19 protein-coding genes and 1 tRNA gene are annotated in these 23735 nt (G+C 45.9%); 7 read left to right on the top strand and 13 right to left on the bottom strand.

Features of this window, described 5'->3' with window-relative positions:
- Positions 1-214: 214 nt before the first annotated feature.
- Together QZY95_RS09440 and pnuC are read right to left on the bottom strand one after the other, a co-directional pair.
- Positions 215-778, bottom strand: coding sequence for an ATP-binding protein (locus tag QZY95_RS09440; RefSeq protein ID WP_290922739.1), 564 nt, complete (start codon positions 776-778; stop codon positions 215-217).
- Positions 763-1398 carry a nicotinamide riboside transporter PnuC gene (gene pnuC, locus QZY95_RS09435; protein WP_290922735.1) on the bottom strand — a complete coding sequence of 212 codons (636 nt, stop codon included), beginning with the start codon at positions 1396-1398 and terminating at the stop codon, positions 763-765. Before pnuC ends, QZY95_RS09440 begins: the two co-directional genes overlap by 16 nt.
- A gap of 330 nt (positions 1399-1728) precedes the next feature.
- Here pnuC and QZY95_RS09430 point away from each other — a divergent pair.
- A tRNA-Pro gene (locus tag QZY95_RS09430) sits at positions 1729-1805 on the top strand.
- Between the two features lie 193 nt (positions 1806-1998).
- Here the strand turns inward: QZY95_RS09430 and QZY95_RS09425 are convergent.
- From QZY95_RS09425 to QZY95_RS09400, 6 genes are all read right to left on the bottom strand, one after another.
- The gene (locus QZY95_RS09425; RefSeq protein ID WP_365971167.1) at positions 1999-2580 is read right to left on the bottom strand and encodes a peptidylprolyl isomerase; all 582 of its coding nucleotides are present in this window, start codon (positions 2578-2580) and stop codon (positions 1999-2001) included.
- A 70-nt stretch (positions 2581-2650) separates the two neighbouring features.
- Complete coding sequence (gene clpB / locus QZY95_RS09420; RefSeq protein ID WP_290922729.1) at positions 2651-5266, bottom strand: ATP-dependent chaperone ClpB; 2616 nt, start codon at positions 5264-5266, stop codon at positions 2651-2653.
- A 55-nt stretch (positions 5267-5321) separates the two neighbouring features.
- On the bottom strand, positions 5322-5651 hold the full coding sequence (locus QZY95_RS09415) for a chaperone modulator CbpM (RefSeq protein ID WP_290922724.1): 330 nt from the start codon (positions 5649-5651) through the stop codon (positions 5322-5324).
- Positions 5652-5688: 37 nt separating this feature from the next.
- Positions 5689-6633, bottom strand: a complete 945-nt coding sequence (locus QZY95_RS09410) for a J domain-containing protein (RefSeq protein ID WP_290922721.1) — start codon at positions 6631-6633, stop codon at positions 5689-5691.
- A gap of 346 nt (positions 6634-6979) precedes the next feature.
- Positions 6980-8002, bottom strand: coding sequence for a low specificity L-threonine aldolase (locus tag QZY95_RS09405; protein ID WP_290922718.1), 1023 nt, complete (start codon positions 8000-8002; stop codon positions 6980-6982).
- Positions 8003-8090: 88 nt separating this feature from the next.
- Entirely contained in the window at positions 8091-9191 is a 1101-nt protein-coding gene (locus QZY95_RS09400) for a glycosyltransferase (protein WP_290922715.1), read from the bottom strand.
- Positions 9192-9446: 255 nt separating this feature from the next.
- Between QZY95_RS09400 and QZY95_RS09395 the strand changes: the two genes are divergently transcribed.
- The 5 genes from QZY95_RS09395 (at position 9447) to QZY95_RS09375 (ending at position 15679) form a co-directional block, all read left to right on the top strand.
- The gene (locus QZY95_RS09395; protein WP_290922712.1) at positions 9447-10445 is read left to right on the top strand and encodes a PhoH family protein; all 999 of its coding nucleotides are present in this window, start codon (positions 9447-9449) and stop codon (positions 10443-10445) included.
- Between the two features lie 12 nt (positions 10446-10457).
- Complete coding sequence (locus tag QZY95_RS09390; protein ID WP_290922710.1) at positions 10458-12740, top strand: HDIG domain-containing metalloprotein; 2283 nt, start codon at positions 10458-10460, stop codon at positions 12738-12740.
- Between the two features lie 5 nt (positions 12741-12745).
- A complete protein-coding gene (gene ybeY, locus QZY95_RS09385) occupies positions 12746-13174 on the top strand; it encodes an rRNA maturation RNase YbeY (protein ID WP_290922707.1) in 429 nt (142 codons plus the stop codon).
- 295 nt (positions 13175-13469) lie between these two features.
- The gene (locus QZY95_RS09380; RefSeq protein WP_290922702.1) at positions 13470-14072 is read left to right on the top strand and encodes a 3D domain-containing protein; all 603 of its coding nucleotides are present in this window, start codon (positions 13470-13472) and stop codon (positions 14070-14072) included.
- Between the two features lie 434 nt (positions 14073-14506).
- Positions 14507-15679, top strand: coding sequence for an MFS transporter (locus QZY95_RS09375; RefSeq protein ID WP_290922699.1), 1173 nt, complete (start codon positions 14507-14509; stop codon positions 15677-15679).
- A gap of 74 nt (positions 15680-15753) precedes the next feature.
- Here QZY95_RS09375 and QZY95_RS09370 read toward each other — a convergent pair whose 3' ends face one another.
- From QZY95_RS09370 to glpA, 4 genes are all read right to left on the bottom strand, one after another.
- The gene (locus QZY95_RS09370; protein ID WP_290922696.1) at positions 15754-16284 is read right to left on the bottom strand and encodes a type 1 glutamine amidotransferase domain-containing protein; all 531 of its coding nucleotides are present in this window, start codon (positions 16282-16284) and stop codon (positions 15754-15756) included.
- Between the two features lie 130 nt (positions 16285-16414).
- Complete coding sequence (glpK, locus tag QZY95_RS09365) at positions 16415-17926, bottom strand: glycerol kinase GlpK (RefSeq protein ID WP_290922693.1); 1512 nt, start codon at positions 17924-17926, stop codon at positions 16415-16417.
- A 62-nt stretch (positions 17927-17988) separates the two neighbouring features.
- A complete protein-coding gene (glpB, locus tag QZY95_RS09360; protein ID WP_290922690.1) occupies positions 17989-19272 on the bottom strand; it encodes a glycerol-3-phosphate dehydrogenase subunit GlpB in 1284 nt (427 codons plus the stop codon).
- A gap of 8 nt (positions 19273-19280) precedes the next feature.
- Positions 19281-20825: an anaerobic glycerol-3-phosphate dehydrogenase subunit GlpA gene (gene glpA / locus QZY95_RS09355; protein ID WP_290922687.1), complete on the bottom strand. Its 1545-nt coding sequence runs from the start codon at positions 20823-20825 to the stop codon at positions 19281-19283.
- 405 nt (positions 20826-21230) lie between these two features.
- Between glpA and QZY95_RS09350 the strand changes: the two genes are divergently transcribed.
- Positions 21231-23039, top strand: a complete 1809-nt coding sequence (locus QZY95_RS09350) for a DegV family protein (protein ID WP_290922684.1) — start codon at positions 21231-21233, stop codon at positions 23037-23039.
- 169 nt (positions 23040-23208) lie between these two features.
- Here the strand turns inward: QZY95_RS09350 and QZY95_RS09345 are convergent.
- Positions 23209-23735 (bottom strand): efflux RND transporter permease subunit (locus QZY95_RS09345; protein ID WP_290922681.1); only part of this gene is annotated, 527 nt, incomplete at its 5' end.

Genomic DNA, 23735 nt, shown 5'->3' with positions numbered 1-23735 from the left:
TGGTAGCGCATCTGGTTTGGGACCAGAGGGTCGCAGGTTCGAATCCTGTCTCTCCGACCACGAATTTAAAGCTCACAGTGAAAACTGTGAGCTTTTTTTCGTTTATAAACCTAGGTTAACGAGCACCACTAGAAACAGTCCTCTTATCTGCATCTCAATAAAAAAGCCCCGATGAAATCCATCGAGGCTTTTTTTATTCTTTATTACCGAACAGCTATTGCCGCTCCAATACCGCATCAATCGCATTTACAGCTGAAATAAAACGCTCTTCAGCTGTCCCCTCAATAACCACATAATGGGCATCGCGTTGTTCAAGCTCCTGCCTGAACAGGTCTTGCATATGCTCACGTTCTTCCGGTCTGTCCCGCTGCCCGTCATCCACCCATGGAACATCAATCCCGCAAAGTAAATATAATGAGTAAGAACGCGTTGTCAGAATGGATTCTATCCAGTCCGGATTGGAACCGTAATAGTATTTGTTGTACACAGCCGAAGAAAGCATGTTTGTATCACACAGTAAAAAACGGGGATTCTGTGCCTCGACAGTTTCTTCTGCTTGAAGCTGACCTTTTGCAATCGGTACGGCATCATCAAGGGTCAACACGCCGTTGTTTGCAATAAAATACTCACGCAAATACTCTGACACACAAGGAACACCGTAATGCTCTGCCAGCAATGAAGCCAGCGTAGACTTTCCGGTACATTCAGAGCCGGTAAGTACTATTCGAACACACGATGCACCAGCACCTGCATCAACGCTCTTTACGCTGTCTGACATTTTCCCTCTTCAACAACGGCATCAGCCTGCATAGACTTATACCAGCTGTACAAACCGGCAACAGCCATTATTGTGTAGACTGCCATAAGGCCGCTGTATCCCGCCCAGCCCTTTGCGTAGTAGATGTAAATATACATAGTGTTCGCAACAATCCACAGAATCCAGTTTTCAAGATACTTTCGTGCAAGAAGGTACTGAGCAATGAGGCTTATCACCGTTGTAACGGTATCCAGCCAAGGAAAAGCCGCATGAAGAATATTCTGTGAAACATATCCGAAAACTCCTACGGCTAGAATACCGATCCCGACAAGACGCAAAGCCAACTTGCGGTCAACAGTCCGCACTGGCAACGGGGTAGAATCTTCTCCGCCACGCAGCCATTGCCACCAGCCATAAAAACCGAGTACTACGTACACAAACTGAAGAAAGGCATCCATATAGAGCCTACCGTTAAACACCACCACCATCCAGATACCTACGCTGACGATGCCTATCGGCCAACATAACGGCTTCTGACGCACACTTAACACAATATATATAAGACCGGTGGCAATTGAAATGCGCTCCGGCCAACTCATAGCTTCCACAAAACCAAGTACGAACTGTATAAGATCCATCATAATTCCTTTTATGCCGCCCACAATGAGCAGAGGCGATACATATGACTATCAAAACGTGTTCAAATGACAGCTGAGCCAGTCAAAACTCAGAAAAACTATCTGCCATGCAGCACGAGCGTTTTTGTATTGATTGACTCCATAAAGGTCAACACACCGCCATGGTTCCCTGCCCCACTCTAGAATATGACGGCAAACACAACACGTCGAAAGAGCCACACACTATTTACCAACAGGTCATGGCTATATCATGCGCCAGTTCAGAAAAAAAAGAGATTTTTTGCATTTTTTACTTGCATCTAACGCGAGTTTTCCCTATCACTTTTTTCGCGACGGAGAGTGGCGCAGGTTGGTAGCGCATCTGGTTTGGGACCAGAGGGTCGCAGGTTCGAATCCTGTCTCTCCGACCACGAAATTTAAGCTCACAGTGAAAACTGTGAGCTTTTTTTGTATCTACTGATTACGAACAACAACATATGCCGTGCCTCGGCAGATTACATCCACTGTCATATAAAAAAAGGGAGCTTCAGATAACTCTGAAACTCCCTTACGTATCATAAGAGAAGCATCCCGCCGCAACAAGTGCTGCGTATGCGATTCACCCTATTCTACTACGTATGCTTTTACGATAGCGATCTGCTCAACAGGAACGTCCTGATGGAAACCGAAGCTGCCGGTTTTTACACCTTTCATCGCGTCGATTACTTCAGTGCCTTCTACAACTTTACCGAATACAGCGTAGCCCCAACCGCTGACAGTTTTGCCAGTGTGGTTAAGGAATGCGTTATCTTTAACGTTGATGAAGAACTGAGCAGTAGCAGAATCAGGATCCTGTGTACGTGCCATTGCGAGAGTGTATTTATCGTTAGCAAGACCGTTGTCAGCTTCGTTTTTGATAGGCTCACGGGTTGCTTTCTGGTTCATTTCAGCGTCAAAACCGCCGCCCTGTACCATGAAGTTGTCGATTACACGGTGGAAGATTGTTCCATCGTAGAAACCGTCACGAACGTACTGTTCGAAGTTTTTAGAGCTTGCCGGAGCTTTTTCTGTATCGAGTTCAACAACAAAGTTGCCCATTGTAGTTTCAAACTTAATCAAAACAGGTTCCCCTTTAGCCAGCGCAGCGCTGGAGGTGAATGTTACAAAAAGAAGCGCTAGTGCGCCAAGTAAGTGTAAAAGTCGCATGTGCACTCTCTCCATTTATTTACATTGATTGCAGGTGCATTACCAAAAGCCGCGAACCTCTGCAATATGCCTACGATGAAATCGTAAATTGCAGGTCTTCAAAGTCATCATCAACCGTAACAACATCGATAACAACGTGCTGACCTTCGCGTAATTCACCACCGATTAACTTGCGAGCAAGTGTCGTTTCAATTCTCTGCTGTAGATATCTACGCAGAGGACGAGCACCGTACACAGGGTCGTACGCATTGTCTGCAATAAAATTACGTGCAGCTTCCGTAAGTTCCAGCGTAATTTTGCGATCTTCCAACCTGCCGCGCAATTTGCCCAGAAGAAGTTCAATAATCTCTTTAATCTGTTCACGCAACAACGGTTTGAAGAGCACAGTTTCATCAACACGGTTCAAAAACTCCGGTCTAAAATGCTTCCGGAGCTCCTGCATCACCGTATCACGCACTCCCTCAGCCAAATGTCCGTCTGGAGAGATGCCCTCAAGCAACAACGGCGCACCGATGTTGGAGGTCATAATTATAATCGTATTCTTAAAATTGACGGTACGTCCCTGACTATCTGTCAGGCGTCCATCATCCAAAATCTGCAATAAGGTGTTGAATACATCAGGATGTGCTTTTTCAACTTCGTCAAAAAGCACTACACTGTATGGTTTACGACGCACAGCTTCAGTCAATTGACCGCCCTGATCGTATCCCACATAGCCCGGAGGCGCACCAATGAGGCGTGCAACCGTATGTTTTTCCATGTACTCACTCATATCGAGTCGTACAATGTTATCTTCTGAATCAAACAACGCTTCAGCGAGCGTCTTACAAAGCTCTGTTTTACCTACACCGGTAGGCCCGAGGAAGATAAACGACCCGATTGGTCTGTTCGGATCAGAAAGCCCTGCCCGCGAACGCAACACAGCTTCAGAAACAGCATCTACCGCTTCATCCTGCCCTACAACACGTTCATGCAACTCAATCGGCAAACGCAACAGTTTGTCACGCTCCGCTTCTACCAAGCGCGTTACAGGAATACCTGTCCAGCGTGCCACAATACCTGCGACATCTTCCGGACGCACTTCTTCTTTAAGCAGACGCTCTTCACCGCCCTCATCACTCTGCTCAGGATTCAGACGCTTTTCTAAATCATTGAGTACTGAGTACTTAAGCTGGGCGGCAGTATTGAGATCGTAGTTACGTTCCGCTTCCTCAATTTTACGCTTGGTTTCTTCTATCTGTTCTTTCAACTCACGCTGCGAATCAATAGCGCCCTTTTCGCGTTCCCATTTTGACATGAGATCAGCATGGCTGCCACGCAACTCTGAAAGTTCATTTTCAAGCTTTTCCAAACGCTCGCGGGAAGCTTCATCCGTTTCTTTACGAAGTGCTTCACGCTCAATTTCAAGCTGCATGATCTTGCGGTTCGCTTCATCAAGCTCCGCAGGCATGGAGTCAATTTCTGTACGAATCATCGCCGCAGCTTCGTCTATAAGGTCAATAGCCTTATCAGGAAGCTGACGGTCAGAGATATATCTGTCTGAAAGTGTTACAGCTTCTACAATGGCAGAGTCACTGATCCGCACACCATGGTGCACTTCAAAGCGCTCTTTTAGGCCACGTAAAATAGAAATAGTATCTTCAATGGAAGGCTGATCGACCACTAAAGGCTGAAAACGACGTTCCAATGCAGGATCTTTCTCAATGTACTGACGATACTCATCTAAGGTTGTAGCACCGATACAATGCAATTCACCGCGAGCAAGCATCGGCTTCAACAGGTTCCCCGCATCCATCGCGCCATCTGTCTTACCGGCACCGACAATAGTATGCAGTTCATCAATGAACATAAGAATGCGGCCTTCAGACTTTTCTACTTCTGCCAACACCGCTTTTAAACGTTCTTCAAACTCACCGCGATACTTAGCACCTGCGATCAGCGCTCCCATATCAAGAGCAAACAGACTCTTATCTTTCAAGCTTTCAGGCACATCACCGTTAAGAATACGATGCGCAAGCCCTTCGACAATAGCTGTTTTACCAACCCCTGCTTCACCAATGAGAACAGGGTTGTTCTTGGTACGACGAGAAAGAATACGGATGGTACGACGGATTTCAGAATCACGCCCGATAACCGGATCAAGTTTCCCTCTGCGGGCTTCGTCTACCAAATCCCGTCCGTATTTAACCAATGCTTCATAGGTATCTTCAGGATTCTGTGATGTTACACGCTGTGCACCACGAACCTCATTAAGAGACTTCAGCACCTCTTCATATGAAACGTTCATTGTTTTCACAACGGCAGCCACAGCCGGAGCCATAGGCGGCTCAAGCGCAACACAGAATAAATGCTCAACGCTGACAAATTCATCTTTCATGCGTTTTGCAAAATCCTGCGCCCGAACCAAAAGCTGATTTAATTGCTGGGTAACAAGAATTGTATCATGGCTTGCCCCCGGTCCACTAACGGACGGACGCTTGCGAATTTCTTTTTCTAATGCAGAACCAAAACGGGCCGGGTCAACATTGACGCGCTCTAAAATACGCCGGACAAGCCCCTGCTCCTGATCCACCAAAGCAAGCACAAGATGATCAACATCCACCTGCTGGTGTCCGAAACGAATAGCAATGTTTTGTGCCTCGCTGAGGGCTGCCTGAGATTTTTCAGTGAACTGATTTAAATCCATATTGCATTCTCCGAATCATTGAACATAGTAAAATATAGAATATCGCAGCTACGGATTACTCCGTGCCAGATTCAAGTTCCTGAACCTTGCGTTCCAACTCATCTACACGCTCAAGCAAATCAACAATGATTGACCCGCCTGTAGGAGTCAGACTGAAATCGTCGCAAATACGAATAAGTTTACGGACGCGAAAAACATCCTTGCGAGTAAACAAGTAGTGTTTATCCGCTGCCTTTGCAGGAATAATCCACTCCATTTCGAGCAACTCACCCAATTTTGACGGATGAATTCCTGTAAGCTCCAAAAATTGAGCCCATGCAATGCGATCCGACTGAACAGGTAATTCTTCAGATATCGCTTGAATCTCTAGAATGGTACGTGTCATTGCAAGCCTCCCGTATTTGCGAAGATATTACGTCATGCTAAAAGTCACGCGGGGTGAACCCTTCAAATTCTTTTGCAAGTTCTTCCCACTGTTCTTTCTGCTTATCAGTAGTAGATTCAGGAACAACAATTTTAATGCGGACAAACTGGTCACCTTTGTTCGAGGCATTACCAAGTCCTTTACCACGAAGGCGTAATTTACGACCACTTGAAGTGCCCGGAGCGATACGCAGATTCACGTTACCGTCCAAAGTCGGCACTGTAACTTCTGCACCTAACGCTGCTTCCCAAGGGGAAAGCGGCAATTCAAGCAAGATATTAAGGCCGTCAAGTGTGAACCTGTGGTGCGGAGCAATAGTTACTTTAAGATACAAGTCACCTGCGCCACCACCGGCATAGCCCTGATCACCCTGACCGGATAAGCGGATACGTGCACCATCTTTAACACCGGCAGGAATATTTACTTCAAGTGATTTTGTGCCGCCGCCAGCATCAGAAAGGGTAATCGATTTACGGCCACCATGATACGCTTCTTCCAGTGTTAAGGACAAAGAAGCCTCTACATCACGCCCGCGCTGAGGACGGTTTGCGTAGCCTCCCTGACCACCGAAGCCCTGAAAACCTCCGGCACCTTGGAAGCCGCCGCTTCCGCCAAAAATAGTTTCAAAGAAATCACTAAAGTCGCCGCCGCCCTGGAAGCCACCGAAGTTCATATTCTGGTATGCTCCACCGCCGCCACCGAAGTGCTGTCCCTGCTGCCAGTTAGGACCGAGCTGGTCATACATACGGCGTTTTTCAGGATCTTTAAGCACCTCATGCGCTTCGTTTACTTCTTTAAATTTCTTTTCTGCTTCTTCATCATTAGGGTTCAAGTCAGGATGGTATTTACGCGCAAGCTTTTTGAACGCACGAGAGATTTCATCTTTCTCTGCGCTCTTGGAAACACCTAAAATTTTATAATAATCTTTATACTCAACAGACATGATCACCCCTATCTATATAAAATACGTATTTTTTTATGAATATCACTGTCGATATGGGCGCCGTGCACACCGGTTTAGTATGACCCAAACACTGTGCGGGGACTCTTATATTCTCCCTCGTCAGCGCAATCGATCTACATACAAAAAACCTGTTACCAGCGTCCTGAAAACAGGGTTCTTTTTTATATGCTGAACAAACATATACACCACTACAATAGGATCAAGATCGACTGAGTCAACCCCGCCCCACTGCAATTTTGACAATAAAAAACAGCACATTGCCCTGCAATACCATGCGGACAACATGCTGCTTTACGATAACTTATTTATTTTCTGAACAAAAACACTATCCGCAGATAGTTTTTGCTGCACTGATAAAGCTATCTACTTCCTGCTCTGTTGTATTGTAAGAACAGACAAGGCGAACCTCATGCGTAGATTCATCCCACTCGTAGAACGCAAACTGCTTATGTAACTCTTCCTGATGTTCAGGGCTGATAATTGCAAAAACAGAGTTTACGTCTACCTTATTGCAAATCTTCACACCTGAAACGTCTGCAAGTCCTTCAGCAAGGCGTTTCGCCATTGCGTTGGAATGTCCTGCTGTCTCAAGCCAAAGTCCATCACGAAGAAGCTCGGCAAACTGACAGGAAGCAAAACGCATTTTTGAAAGCAACTGTAAGTTCTGTTTGCGGAGATATTCAAACCCTTCTGCTAACTTTTTATCAAAAAAGACAACAGCCTCACCAAACATCATGCCGTTTTTTGTTCCGCCAAAAGAAAGAACATGCACACCGGCGTCTCTAGTAAATGAAGCAACGTCTACACCCAGAGCCGCTGCAGCATTCGAAATGCGGGCACCGTCCATATGCAGATACATGTCATATTCACGGGCAAAACCACCCAGAGCCTTTACTTCCTCCGGAGTGTAAACAGCACCATATTCAGTGGATTGTGTAATGGAAATAACTTTCGGCTGACTATGATGAACAACACCTTTAGCAAAAAGAAACTGCTCAACATCCTTCGGGGTAAGCTTGCCGTCTTTAGAATCGACTGTCAGCAGCTTACTGCCCAATACGTTCTCAGGTGCGCCTGTTTCATCTACGTTAATATGTGCCATAGAAGAACACACAACAGCATGGTACGGACGTATCAGAGCGGCCAAACCCACAACGTTAGCTCCAGTACCGTTAACCATAATATAGGAAGCAATATCGTCACCGAATAACGCTTTGAAAGCGGCATCGGCATTTGAGGTATATGTGTCATCACCATAAGCACAGGCGCAGCCTTCATTCGCTGCACTTAGAGCCTGCATGATTCGGGGATGGACTCCAGAATAGTTATCACTGGCAAAGTTAATCACGATGTAGCTCCTTTCTCGCTATAAAACACAAAGAACAGCCGCTTCCTCTACGAAGCGGCCTAAAATTTTTTTGCACTGAACTGAGTAATTACAAACTGGAATATACGTTCAGAGTCTTTTCCAAGAAATGCTGACCTGAAAGCTCTGCAATTTCTTTTTGTTGTAAATCAAAAATTTTTTTCAGATGCGATTCATCAGTCGCTGCCCATTCTATGGCTTTTGCCAAGGCCTCTGAATTTCCAGCTTCAAACATGGCATCTTTATCCATGAAGTCAGGCATTACACCGACTCCTGTTGAAATAAGAGGACGTTCACATGCCATAATTTCAAATGCTGCGCGGGCAATTGTTTCTGACCACTTTGATGCGATCACGCCTAAATCCATTGCGGAGATAGCAGCAGCAACATCCGGAACCTGTCCGGTGATGCAGGTTATCTCCTCAATGTTATTTTCAGCTATCCATGACTCAACTTCTGCCTGTGTCGTGGCAGTCTCAAATCCTAGCAGCATAAGACGAAGATGCTTCATACCGTTCTCATGGTACAACTTACCAACAGCTTCAATGAGTTCTTTTTGTCCTTTCACTTCATCAAAGCGCCCAAGCATGGATACGACGAAATGCGGGTCATCATAGCCGAGCTTCTTTCTAAAATCAGCCCTTCCGGCAGAAGAAAATGCAAACTTTTCTGTATCTACACCGCCAAAGATGGTAGATACTTTAAATTCCGGCACGTTAAGCTTAGAAATAAAATGGTTGGTCATAACGCTGTTTGTGGCGATAACAGCATCTGCAACATTGGTGTGCAACCAACGATTAGGCAGGTTGTTTTTAGGAAGGCGCTGATCTCCTCTGGTTCGTACTAATTTAAATGAACCTGAGAACTTACGCAGCAATCCCCAAAGGATGAATCCTTCACCACGATGACAATTAACGACATCTGGAGTAAAATCTTTAATCAGCTTATATAATTGTACATACGCACGCAACAGCTTCAGCGGATTTGAAGAATTCAGATCAAAGTGTAATGGAGTAAAGCCCCATTCTTTTGCTTTTTCATCCGCTTCAGTGCCCTGCTGGGTAATGACCAGCGTTTCGTGTCCGGCATCGCGCAACAAACGGGCAAGGTACAAACCATACCATGCGGTAGCGTTAAACCAGCGTACATTAATTATCTGTATCGTTTTCATGTGTGGACTCATGACAGCTACACGGTCAGAAGGCAAGCATGCTGTCTCATTTCGAATTATTAAGGGAGCTCAGATCAATGACACCATAGGCATTGGCACGTCAACATCTGTATACAGTTCTATTCTTATATATCGCAGATTACTGCGCTAAAATTTCTTTGCAGAACCGCCCGAGTAGACTCATTGTAAAAAACAGGCTACCACACGGGCTGATTATACACATTAACTTTTCCGCTGCATGCGGCTAGAACCTCTATGACAAAAACATCTGTGACGAAGACATTGGATTTTGACGACATCCACCTTGCGAATGCCCTCTTTGGCCCGCAAAACAAACATCTCACGCTCATCACCAAACAAAGCGGCGTTCAACTGGATACAAAAGGGACTTCTCTTTCTGCCAGTTCGCCCGACCCAGATGCACTGCAAACGGTTCTTAATCTTCTCACACAGCTTTACGGACTGCTCAAAGCGGGAAATTCGTTATATCCAAAAGATATTACGTACGCTTACGGTATGCTGCAACGCGAACCAAGCATAAATTTGCAAAAACTGTTTAAAGATTCCGTTTTTGTTGTATCACCTAAAAAAACGATCGCACCAAAAACATTAAGCCAACGTGACTACCTTGCGGCATTACGTGAAAACGAAATGGTCTTTGCAGTGGGTCCGGCAGGTACAGGTAAAACCTATCTTGCTGTTGCAATGGCGTTATCAATGCTTCTGACAAAACAGGTGCAAAAAATCATTCTTACCAGACCCGCTGTTGAGGCCGGTGAGAAACTGGGTTTTTTACCCGGTGACCTTGTGGAAAAAGTCGATCCATATTTGCGTCCTCTTTACGATGCCCTGCATGACATGCTGGATTCAGAGAAAGTCTCTCACATGATTGAATCAGGCATTATCGAAATTGCTCCGTTAGCTTTCATGCGCGGTCGCACACTCAATAACGCATTCGTTATATTGGATGAAGCGCAAAATACTACCCCTGAACAGATGAAAATGTTTTTAACACGTATGGGCTACGGTTCCCGCATGGTAGTTACCGGAGATGTCACACAAATTGACCTTCCGGTTTGCGGTCAGGCACGTGCTCCTCGTTCCGGTCTCATTGAGGCACAAAGAGTCTTGACAAATATCAAGGGAATCCGTTTTCTACACTTTCACCATGATGACGTTGTCCGCCATCCTCTGGTTGCAAAAGTTGTTAACGCTTACGAGCGTTATACAGCAGAACTGACAAACAAAGATTAAACCGAGCAGGCTATGACTTCTAAAAGTAAAGCGCGCAGTTCGGGGCAGAAAAAAACAAAAAAAATGAGTAACTCTAAGTTTCCTAAACTTGGAATTCTCGTATTTCTTGTTGCCCTGATCGGCCTTGCGATTCTTAGCGGAACCAATCTGCGCCCCCCTCTGCCACTGTACGTGGCTGGAGAAGTTGCAGCACAAGACGTGCTTGCAACTCAAAACCTACTCTTTGAAGATACCAGTTCCACTCTCGCTAAACGTAGACAGGTAGCAGATCTCCAACCACCGGTGTACGATCTGGATCGATCTCCGATTTCGAAAATTCAAGATAAATTCCGCCTTATTTTTGATCTGATCAATTCTCCTATTGCTTCTGCAAGTGAAGAAGACGCTATCCGCTGGCAAATTGAAGAACTTCTTAATGTTGAAGTTTCTCGCAAGACCTACAGCCATTGGAAAGAGGAACGTTTTCAGACCATCTTCTACACACAGGCTCTGCCTTATATTGTAGATATGCTAAATAAGGGGATCGTCGCAGACCGTACTCTGTTGCTTCAGAACAGAAACGGATACATCATCCGCGACCTTGATCAGAGCAATGAAACACTTCACTCTGTCGCGTTCAAAATTAATGATATTTCAACAACCAAGAAAGGGTTGTTAAAAGAACTGCGTAAAAAAGGGAAAGCACCACTGCGAACACGCAACGCCGTACTTTCTCTTATTTCACCGGTTCTTACACCGACGGTCACCCCGAACAGAGTTGAAACTCAACTTCGGGAACAACTTGCCGTGGATGCCGTAGACCCTGTTTACTACAGCATTAAAAAAGGTGAGAGCATCGTTCGAAAAGGTGAACGCGTAACGCTGCCTATCCAAATCAAGTTGCAAGCTCTGCTCGCTCACAAGAACCAACGATTTTTCCCATACCAAATGCTCGGTGTCTTTATGACAACCTTACTGCTTGGCGCGGGACTTGCTTTTGAGCGCAGCGGACAAAGATTAGGATCATTACGCAATGAAGACCTGCTGTTTACAACCCTTCTGATTGTACTTTTCGCAGGCGGCGCAAAAGCCTTTATGCTTCTGCAAAGCAACTTGGACAGCACCCAACACGCAGCAGACCTGCTCCCTATCTTGTATCCTGTTTCCGGTGCACTGGGACTTTTCGGGCTTATCTTCGGCATCAGACGCTGTAGTGTAATAGCCTTAATCACAAGCTTTCTCTGTACTGTCATGATGGGGGGAACAATCGAATTGTTCCTGTTCTACTTCATAGGCAGCATGATCAATGTGTGGCTTGTACAGCATGCAGAAAGCCGTAAAGACATTGCTGTAAGCGGACTTCCACTTATGGTCGGACTTCTTGCCACGTGGGTCGGACTTGCACTGTACCAACAACTGGATGCGCCGGAAATTGCTGTCGGAGCAGCGTTTGCAGCAGCCAACGGCATTATTTCCCTGCTTGTTGTCTTTGCTCTCAGCCCGATCATTGAGCTTATTTTTAACTACACAACCCGCTTTAAACTGATGGAATTGATGAACCTTGAGCAACCGCTGCTTCAGGAACTGATGATGAATGCTCCGGGCACCTATCATCACTCACTCATCCTCTCCAACCTTGTTGAAGCAGGGGCTAAATCAATCGGGGCGAACAGTCTGCTCTGTAAAGTTGCTGCGCTCTACCATGACATTGGTAAACTTGCTAAACCTCAGTACTTTATCGAGAATCAGGGACGGGCAAAGAACCCTCATGACAAACTTACACCTGCCATGAGCACGCTCATCCTTATCTCTCATGTTAAAAAAGGCGTCGGGCTTGCCCGCAAATTCCGTCTTGGACATGAGATTGAAGACATTATTCAACAGCATCACGGCACCTCCGTTATCCGCTACTTCTACACAAAAGCAGTCGAACAGGACGAAAGTCTGTGTAAAGACGACTTCCGTTACCCGGGGCCTAAGCCTAAAAGTAGAGAAGCCGCGATTGTTATGCTTGCTGATGCAGTTGAAGCCTCAAGCCGTGTTCTAGCAGACCCTACTCCGAGCCGTTTACGCGGTCATATCGACACGATTATGAAAGGAATCTTCTCTGAAGGACAGCTTGATGATTCAGAGCTGACATTCTCAGACCTGACAAAAGTTGGGGAAAGCTTCCATCGCGTGCTCACCGGAATATTCCACAGACGCATCGAATACCCTGAAGATCAACGTGCGGGCTGCATCAAGAATCACGAAGAAAAAAACGGTCAGGATAAACCTGAAAAACCTAAAAACGGCACTTCTCCGGAAGCGGCATAATTCATATGATCACAATAAAAAAAAGCCAGTCCGTGGACTGGCTTCTTCCCTTTTCACGCACGGAGCTTACCCGTGTTATGAACGCTATACTTTCTGCAATTGGGCAGAAAGATAAAGATCTTGAAATCAATCTTGTTGATGATGCAACAGTAGCAGACCTGAACGCTTCTTTTTTGCAATGCGACGGACCGACCAATATTCTGTCATTCCCGTCTACTGAGGACGGAAGCGCACAAAATATCGGCTGGCTGGCACTCTCCATGGATACCCTTGAACGTGAGTGTCTCCTCTACGGACAGGATAGAGCTGAACATGCATTACGCCTTATCGCACATGGAATGCTTCACCTCGCAGGCTATGACCATGGAGAAGAAATGTTTTCTCTCACAGATGTCGCTGTAGATGCAGGACTTGCTTCTCTAAAAGCAAATTAACAAACTATTCTATGAATATATTTCTATAATATTCAAAATACAGCCCATACACAAACTAACGTCATGCAAGAAATTGCATGGCGTTTTGTATTTAATACAACTACACACCTAAAACAAACGCCCATTCTGCAAAGCCTTGCAGCCTATAAAAAGAATTATGCGTTCCATAGCAACGCATTAGCCCCTTTGCGCTCTTTTAGTATATGCAATTTAACGCAAAAGATTATTGCTCAATGTTCTTTCTGTTGTATAGTAGAACACTCGCACACTACACATTTTATCTCTATAGGTAATAATGAAAAACTGTATCTACTTATTCCTTTTTCTCACACTTGGAATGTTCCTCATTGAACACCAGCGTGAGATACGCCATCTTCGAGAGAGTATCGAATCTCAGAATCAAGAGATTCATACCCTGCAAGTAGTGCTGCGCAATACGTCATCCCAATCAAAATTGGCTCTGGAAATTGGCCATAGAACCCAGCAATCATTGCACGACTCACGTTCTAAACGAATTGTAAAAGTTACCGCTTATAGCGCACGCAGTATAGAGACAGATTCTACACCATTTATTACGGCCTACAATACAAGAGTCCGCCCGGGTATCATTGCTGTATCACGCGATCTTTTTGCCAAAGGCTGGACGTTCGGTAAAAAAGTTTACATCAAATCTCTTGGTGTATTTACGATTGAAGACTTGATGGCAAAACGTAAGAAAAACCAAATCGACGTATTTATTCCAGAAACTACCAAAGCGCTTTCCTTCGGCAGGAGAAATCTGGAAGTTTACCTGTTGGCACCGCCTCCTATCCCTAAAGAAACATATTCCCAGCTATACAAAACACCACACAGGGACTACCTCCTCGCCACAGAAGACATTTGCAGACGCACGAACTAACCCACGTTCACACGCCCTACTGAACGCATCGGGTATATCAAACAAAACGCCCCCGGAAACATCCGGAGGCGTTTTGTTTGTGCAGCGTATTACTAAGCGAAAATTACTTTCCGCTCATAACCATCTCTTTTTTTAAGATCAACTGCTCCTTGCAGTAGGGACAAGTCATGTCGATCACTCCAGCTTCACTACTGACAGAGCGAATTCTGCATCGAAACACTTTACCACAGTAGGGACAACGAACTTTCTTTTCCATACATATATCTCCTCTATCCCCCCCGCTAAACACACTATCTAGGATCAATCATGGACGCAATGTTTAAACCAAGCGACACGAATCACACAGAGCACAACGTCTTACCCTGCCTTGACCTTACGCATCGCAAGAACTAAACAAGTCAGGCATTAATTATATTTTCACCTGCGAGCATTGCATGACTTTTCCCGTTAAAGACAAAAACCTTCTTCTACTCTTTTGCATCACTCTTTTTGTTGTGATGGGAGTATCAAGTATTCTCCCGGTATTACCTAGCGCAGGGCGTTCTTTGCACATCCCTATGGCTAAAATCGGCTTATTACTCACAACCTTTACACTTCCGGGAATTTTTCTTACCCCCTTTGCCGGTATTCTTGCAGACAGATATGGAAGAAAAGCTGTTCTCATCCCCGCACTTGTCCTTTTCGGCATCGCCGGATTTTCTTGCTCGCTCACAACAAACTACACTGTCATCCTTATCCTGCGCGCCCTTCAGGGAATTGGTGCTGCGCCGATAAGCCTTCTCTACACCACCATCACAGGTGATTTATATTCCGGAACCGAACGATTAAAAGTTATGGGATACAACGCAAGTGTCCTCAGTATCGGGACAGCTGTTTTTCCATTCGTCGGCGGGCTTCTTGGAGAACTTGGGTGGCAATACCCATTTATGCTCCCTATCTTGGCACTTCCACTTGCTGTGATGTGCGCTCTGCACCTTGATGTACCAAATCCTAAGTCTCGTGAAACCATGAGCAGTTATTTCAAAAATACAGCACAAATTGTCACATCAAAAAGTGCACTCATCCTCTTTGGTATGACACTGTGCACTTTTATGATTCTCTACGGCCCTATCATTACCTATGTACCAATCCTTTCAGACACAGTATTCCATGTCAGCCCTTCATACATCGGCTTTCTTTTCGGAATATCATCACTGTTTACCGGTGTTGCGGCCTCACAGCTAGGCAGACTGCGAAGCAAAATGTCTGTCGGTACCATGCTTTGTTTTGCTGGAATCTTTTTCTCAGGTGCAATGCTTCTTATGCCTGTTCCAGATAACTTCTGGTTGCTGGCAATTCCGGTCAGCCTCTTCGGACTTGGACAAGGTCTTTCCTTCCCCAATCTTGCAGCAAAATTGACAGGCATCGCCACCATGGAAAAACGTGGAGCGGTTATGGCTGTCAACGGAAGCGTACTGAGAATCGCCCAGACCATCAGCCCTCCGCTCTTTTCCATCCCTTTACTCTTTGGCGACGTGCATGCGGTATTTTATGCTGCCAGTTTAATCGGAGTCTTTATGTTCCTGCTGGCATTAAACTGTCCTTCAGACGAACAGACAAAGAACTAGCCTCACCACACAACTTTCCAATAAAAAATCCCCTCGAAGACACATCTTCGAGGGGATTTTTTCGCCTGTTCCAGTTACTCCTCTCCACAACCGCACTGAATAATAGCTCTGCAAAATGCAGGGAGATCATCCGGCGCCCTACTACTGATGAGGTTGCGGTCTACCACAACAGGTTCATTGACCCACTTTGCTCCGGCATTTTCCAAATCATCAGTAATGCCGCGTGTAGAAGTACACGTATACCCTTTCACTATACCGGCAGAAATAGGAATCCACCCCGCATGACAAATAAACGCGATTGTTTTCCCCTGTTCATGCATTGTACGGGTAATATTTTTTACATCCATATAGCGTCGTAATTTGTCAGGTGCAAAACCACCCGGAATTACCAGCATATCAAAATGATCCGGATTAACATCAGAAAGACGAGTATCCGCTTTTACCGGATACCCATGATATCCTCTATATACAGTCTCTGTATCCACACCGGCCAGAACCACGGCTGCACCTTCTTCAATTAAGCGCAGCTTTGGATACATAAGCTCAAGATCCTCGAAAAGATCCCCCACAAACATCAAAACTTTTTTCCCGACTAATAAGCCCATAACGTGCCTCCTGCGTTATGTTCCAGTTTAGCATCTGGGAAAATTTATTCTTTTATTTCCTTTGCGGACATAAAAAAAGCGCACAAGGCGTAAGCCCTGTGCGCTGATAATCACTGATGGTGAACTAAGATTATTCAACCCAGTCGAAAGTACGCTGAATAGCTTTCTTCCAACCAGCGTAACCTTTTTCACGCTCTTCTTTACCGAACTTAGGTTCCCAGGTCTTATCAATAGCCCAGTTAGCACGAAGGTCATCGATACCGGACCAGTAACCAACTGCAAGGCCAGCTGCGTAAGCAGCACCAAGACAAGTAGTTTCAGTAACCTGAGGACGGATAACAGGAACACAAAGGCTGTCGGACTGGAACTGCATGAGCAGTTCGTTCATAACCATGCCACCGTCAACTTTGAGGGTAGTAAGGTCAACACCGGAGTCTTTGTTCATAGCTTCGATAACGTCGCGGGTCTGGTATGCTACGGACTCAAGACAAGCACGAGCAATGTGACCTTTGTTAGCGAAACGAGTAAGACCTGCGATTACGCCGCGAGCGTCGGAACGCCAGTACGGAGCAAACAAGCCCTGGAAAGCAGGAACAACGTAAACGTCGCCGTTGTCTTCCACAGACTTAGCAAGTTCTTCAACTTCAGGAGCTGAGTTGATAAGGTTGAGGTTATCACGCAGCCACTGGATAAGAGCACCAGCAATAGCAATGGAACCTTCCAGACAATATACAGTTTCTTCTTTACCGAATTTGTAACCAACGGTTGTAAGAAGGCCCTGTTTAGACTGGATAGGTTTGGTACCGGTGTTAAGAAGCATAAAGCAACCAGTACCGTATGTGTTTTTCGCTTCACCAGTATCAAAGCAAGCCTGACCAACGAGTGCAGCCTGCTGGTCACCAAGAGCGCCACAAACAGGAACGCGGGCACCAAGAGGACCATGTTCTTCAGTAGTACCCCAAGTGTCGTTATCAGAAGAAGATACGATACGTGGAAGTGCTTCTGCAGGAACATCCATAATTTTAAGAATCTCTTCATCCCACTTAAGGGTTTCAAGATCCATAAGCATCGTACGGGAAGCGTTGGATACGTCAGTTACATGCGCGCCGCCTTTAGAGCCGCCAGTAAGGTTCCAGATAATCCATGTTTCCATGGTACCGATAAGAGCATCGCCTTTACGTGCAGCAGCTCTAACGCCCGGTACATTATCCATGATCCATTTCATTTTAGGACCAGAGAAGTATGTAGCAATCGGGAGACCGGTTTTTTGACGGAAACGATCCTGACCGCCTTCAGCCATCAACTCTTTACAAATCTGGTCAGTACGGGTGCACTGCCAAACAATTGCGTTGTAGTAAGGCTTACCGGTTTTACGATCCCAGATAACAGTAGTTTCACGCTGGTTAGTAATACCGATAGCAGCGATGTCGGAACCTACAAGGCCGGATTTCTTTAAAGCACCTTTAATCACTTCCTGAGTGTTGGTCCAAATTTCCATTGGATCATGCTCAACCCAGCCTGGTTTAGGGAAAATCTGCTCATGCTCTTTCTGATCCATGCCGACAATGCGACCTTTTTTATCAAAAATAATGAAACGTGAGCTTGTAGTTCCCTGGTCAACAGCGCCAATGTACTTAGCCATAGTGATCCTCCACTTTTAAGGTAAGGCTAACAATAAAACTGATTAATGCTTAAACAGTAAGCCTACTGCTGAGCAACAAATGCTTCAACAGCACGGAGTGAACTAGCAACCGCAATGCCAGTTCCACATTTCATTCGCATCCAGTCCTGATGAGCTAACAGAGAGCCGACAGTGTATACACGCTCGTGTACAACATTTCCGTTTTCATCAACTGGCTGGAATGAGGAATCAACCTCAACACCTGCGGAACTTACTTTGTGTCCACGCGGGTCAAGCAGGTCGGTTCGATGCCACTCTTCACGATCAGCAGGCTGAGATACTGGCAGACCCATCACAGTCTCCACAATGTGATGTCTGTCAGCGAACAGTCCGCCGCCGAGGAAACGACCGGTAGCAAGCACAACACCTTTGGCAACCACTTTTTCGGTAGGGGCTTGCACACCGAAGGTCACTTCATAGCGACCATCGTCGAGTGGGGTTATGGAAAATACCTTATGTTGCAGCTTTAAATCAACACCTAAGGTACTAATTCTTCCTTCAAAAAGGCTTTTTAAGCGCATTCCCGGTACGGAAGCCGGTAAAGTCGGTAATTCAAAGACTTTCACGCCAAGCTCTTTTTCCATTTCTTCCAGAATTTCATCTGCGGTATAGATACCCAAAATAGCTGGAACACCAACAGCTTCCACACCATCAAGATGCGGTTTAATCAGTGCATACAGCTTTTCACGGGTTTCTTTAAGCTCCATGGCCTGAGCCATGATACCGGTAAGAATCGGCTTCATCGATGCGGAATCCGGGAAATCAAGACGCATAGTTTTCAAGTTAGACCACTTATCACCAATGGTAGTGGCAACCTGTTTTGCGCTGAATTCACGAAGACCTTTGAAGTCAATCAACAGTGCCGGAGCGTTCTTTTTAAACGCCTCAACACCTGCCCACATTGTTGCTGGAACAGCCCATGTGGTTTTCTCTGTACCGATAGGAGTAAGCACCTTGCAGTTAGCTTCTTTCTCCATACGGTAATGAAGCCCGAACTTTGAAAGGAAATCGAACAGTTCGCCATATGCTTTTTCAACATCATCACGCGTTACACGCGCATATGGATGATTCGGCATATCAGCAGAAACTGCTGCCATTGCTTCCCAAGGGTTATCCCAAAGCTTTTTTTCTTCCACAGGATGAACGGCCATTACATCGAACAGGCCGCTGGAAAACACGATTTCACCGGTACTGCCTGCCTGAGAGACAGACAATCCGCGATTTGCTGCGTAAACAGCTGCGGACATACCAGCGATACCGGTACCTACTACAAAAAGATCACGTTCAGTGACTGGCAAATTGCTCATATCACCCTCTAATCCATTTCCAGATTAAGAAGCCCGAAATACAATGCTTCTTTAAGTTCTGCCTGATTAAACTGAGCATCCCAAAGAATAGGACGCTGACCTTTCCAGCGTTTAGAAAGGAAATCACGCATGCTCTCAACACCTTCGTTGCCGTCAAAAAGACCGCGGTCGTACATGTGAGCAGCAATACGGGCACCACAGAATGCACCCTGACAAGAGCCTTTACCAACTCGGCTACGCAGACCTACAGCCTGAATACCGGGCTTTTCACCCTCACCGAAGGAATCAAGGATAGTGTCAACAGCACTTTTAGGTACAATTTCACATTCACAAAGCAGGTAGTCTTCAGAGTTATGGCGGCGCATCCACTCACGTTTTGTGAGGATGGAAGGCTCTGCCCACTCAGTCTGAACATAATCAGGAAGGACTGTACCGCGGGTGAGACAAGGAGCGTCGACCTTAAGTCGGTTACAAACAAGGTCAGCGCAACGCTCTGCCATAAGGCGGTAGGTAGTGAGTTTACCACCAGTAATGGTGATAAAGTTCTCGAGGTTTTCTTCTTCATGACCAATAAGAGCGTAGCCACGGCTAGCTGCACGGTCACTGGAAGCTTCACCAAGCTGCACAAGCGGACGCACTCCGGCGTAAGCTCGAACGTAACGGCAGGTATCCAAGGCAGGTACCATCTGGGCGCCCTGATCGATGTTCCGGTTGATCTCGTCGATGGACGGAGCCACGTTATCAAGATCATGAACACGAACAGAAGTGGTACCTAACACGGAAACTGTACCGCCAGGAACGAGGATGTCACCATCTCCCGGAGGACGCAGTCGGTTGATTACACGGTGGTTCAGTCGAGAAAGGGTTACAAGCAGGCTGCCTTTGGCGTAAGTCATGCCAATTTTGGCTCCTGCCATTTCTGCGACGTTAGCAGCCCATGCTCCGGTTGCGTTGACAACCTGTTCAGCTTCGATGACGGATTCTTCACCGGTACGTGTATTCACCACGCGGGCGCCGGTAATTTTACCACCTTCTTTGTTGAAGCCGAGCAGTTTCATGTAACGCTTATACACACCCCCGTGTGCTTCAGCGTCTGCAACGTTTTCCAAAGAGAGCTTAAACGGATCAATGGATGCGTCTTCAACTTCATAAGCTGCAATCACATCCGGGTTAAGGTTAGGCTCAAGTTCCAATGCTTCTTCAGGGCTAACTTCCCTGCATGGTACTCCAGCTTTTTCACAGTTGATCGGGAACTGTTTGATGTATTCGTCATCATCACCTTTCACTGCTACAAACAAACCGCCTGTATTTTCAATGCAGTGAGGGGCAAATTCTTTGATGATGTCCCCTTCAACTTTACACTCGTTAGCAGAATGCGGGTCTGTGCTTACGTAGCGGGCACCACTGTGAAGCAGGCCGTGGTTACCACCGGAAGCACCAGCGTTCACATCACGTTGCTCAATAAGCATGCATTCTACGCCCCTCAGGGCTAGGTCTCTAAAAATACCGGTACCTGTTGCACCTGCACCGATAATCAGTACTTGAGTCTGCAAAAAAACCTCCAGACATCATGTATCACTAAACAATTATCAACAACAAAAACCACTGCAAAGAGGGGTACTCTTTGCCTACTGACAGGACAAATAGTATTGTCTACCGTTCAGTCTCACATTCATACCAGTCTAACCATCAAAAATATAAGATAGCTCAAAAGGATTTTGCATGGCAAAAACCTGCCTGCAAAACAGTAAAAAAAACACTCCTCGACTAGTACCGACTATATGTATGCAATTGAACCTATAATGTCCAGTCGTCACTAGGCATATCTCGAGACAATTCGGAGCTATAAAATAGACTTTTTGGCTCGTCGAACACTGTTCACCTTGCTTAAATTCCTTTTCTCCCTTATACCGTGTGTGGCTATTGCGCTTTTTATAAGGCCGCTTAAGGAGATAAGCTTGAAGTCACCAACTACAAGAATTCAATATTTAGACGGTATTCGCTTTAAACGAGTTGTTAACGCTGCTGCGAAACGTCTCATTGAAAAACACGGGCACCTGAACGACATTAACGTATTCCCTGTTCCTGACGGAGACACCGGCAGCAACATGGCTGGTACCATGGATAATGTTGTTAAAAAATCTGCCCACACCCTCGACCAGTCCATCGGAAAAATGAGTGAAATCATCGCGGAAAGTGCCCTTCTCGGCGCCCGTGGTAACTCCGGCGTTATTCTGGCCCAGTTTCTTTGCGGTTTTTCTGAGGGTGTAAAAGGATTACAGCGTGTTACGCTGAAAGATTTTTCCGATGCTGCGTCCAATGCATCAAAGCGGGCTCTTGAAGCTATTTCCGAGCCAAAAGAAGGAACAATTCTTACTGTAATTCGCGACTGGTCAGAACATCTTTCTGCCAACCATCAGAATTACAACAACTTCCACGACCTTCTGTACGATTCCCTTGAACACGCAAAGGTTTCTGTTCGTTCTACCAAAGAAAAGCTCGCTTCTCTAAAAGCAGCGGACGTTGTAGATGCCGGCGCTCTCGGCTTTGTGTACCTTTTAGAAGGTATCGTAGAATTTACAGAACGTGGCAGCCTGAACAGGCAGGAAGAACAAAGCGTTATCCCTGTTCCTTCACAGGGCGTTCATGACCGCGTTGCGGTTGAAAGTCTCACCTACTCTTTCTGCACAGAATGTATGGTTACTGGCGAAAATATCGACAGAGATACCCTGCGCGAAGAAGTGGGTGCCCTTGGTGACTCTCTTGTAGTTGCAGGCACTTCTGCTAAAGTTCGCATTCATGTTCACACCAATGAGCCTGAAACCGTTTTCGAAATCGCTGAAAAATACGGTGAAGTTTCTCACCATAAAAAAGAAGATATGCTTGAACAGCATAGAAACCTTCTTACAACAAAAGAACAGCGTACCGGCATTCTTACAGACTCTACATGTGACCTGCCTGAAGAGTTGCTAAAAAAATACGATATCCGTGTTGCTCCGCTCAAGCTTTACATGGATGAAAAAGAAATGCTGGATAAAGTGGATATCTCCACTGAAGAATTTAACAAAATGCTTCCGGACTCCAAGTCTGTAAAAACCTCACAGCCTTCTCCGGGACACTACAAGGCACTCTACGAAGAACTTAATGCAAATTACGAAGAAGTTGTTGCGCTTCACGTAATGGCTGCCCATAGCGGCACCTTCCAGTCTTCTAAAAACATGGGTGCCTCTGTTCTTGATGATCCATACGCTGTTGACACTTACACTGTCACCGGCGGCCTTGGTCTGGTAATTCTTGAAGCTGCTAAACTTGCCCAGCAAGGAAAAAGCGCAAAAGAAATTGCAGAACAGGTTGAAGCAATGCGTGACAATGTTTTCGTTCTTGTAGCAATGGACACCGTGGACTTTGCAGTACGCGGCGGACGGTTAAGCAAGAACATCGGCACCATTGCTAAGCTTTTGAACATCAAGCCTGTATTAGAATTTGATACCAAAAAAGAAGGTCTTTGCGGCATTGCTGCAAAATGTTTCGGCGTCCGTCACTCCGAAGCACGTCTTATGCGTCTGCTAAAACAGCGCGTAAAAGGAAAAACAAACCTTCGCTTCGCTATCACACATGTAGAAGCACCTGAAAAAGCAAAACGCCTTGCTGACATGATTCGAAAAGAATTCCACGCAAACGTTGAATTCGAATTGCAGGCATCTCCAGTACTCGGCTGCTACAGCGGCCCGGGTGCATGCGCGGTTTCCGTGCTTTGTGATTCCTAATAAGACGACAGATTGAACACACCCAAAAAAGCCGCTCTCAGGAGCGGCTTTTTTTGTGGATAACACTACCCACAACTATCGTACAAAAAAGAGCTGCCCAAACATATAGAGGAAATTCCCCCTACACATTTGAACAGCTCCCATTCAACATCATATATCTTCAAGCAAACTATACTTCCTGAGAAGTCCGTTTAATCCTGAAAAACAGAGTATAAAGAACTGGCACAATAATCAGTGTAAGAACTGTCGCAAAGGTCAGTCCAAAGCAGATAGTAACAGCCATAGACGCCCAGAATCGATCTAACACTAGGGGCATCATACCGAGTACTGTCGACATGGCCGCCATCAGTACCGGACGAATACGACTCACTGATGAATCCAGCACAGCCTCATACGGATTCTTCCCTGCTGCGATTTCAACATCAATCTGATCAATCAAAATAACAGCGTTTTTTATCAACATACCAGAAAGAGACAAGAAGCCGAGTAACGCCAGAAAACCGAAAGGTTGACCGGTTAATAACAAACCGCTTGTCACGCCAATAATTGAAAGCGGAACCGTCAGCGCAATAATCAAAGGCTGTCTGTAAGCATTGAACAACATGACAACAACTAGAGCCATGGCAAGAAATGTAACCGGAAGCCCTTTCGCTACGTAGGAGCGTGACTCATTGGATTTATCCCAGTCACCACCCC

The organism is Halodesulfovibrio sp. (genome assembly GCF_015482765.1).
Lineage (GTDB): Bacteria > Desulfobacterota > Desulfovibrionia > Desulfovibrionales > Desulfovibrionaceae > Halodesulfovibrio.
This window is presented reverse-complemented; position numbering and strand designations above follow the sequence as displayed.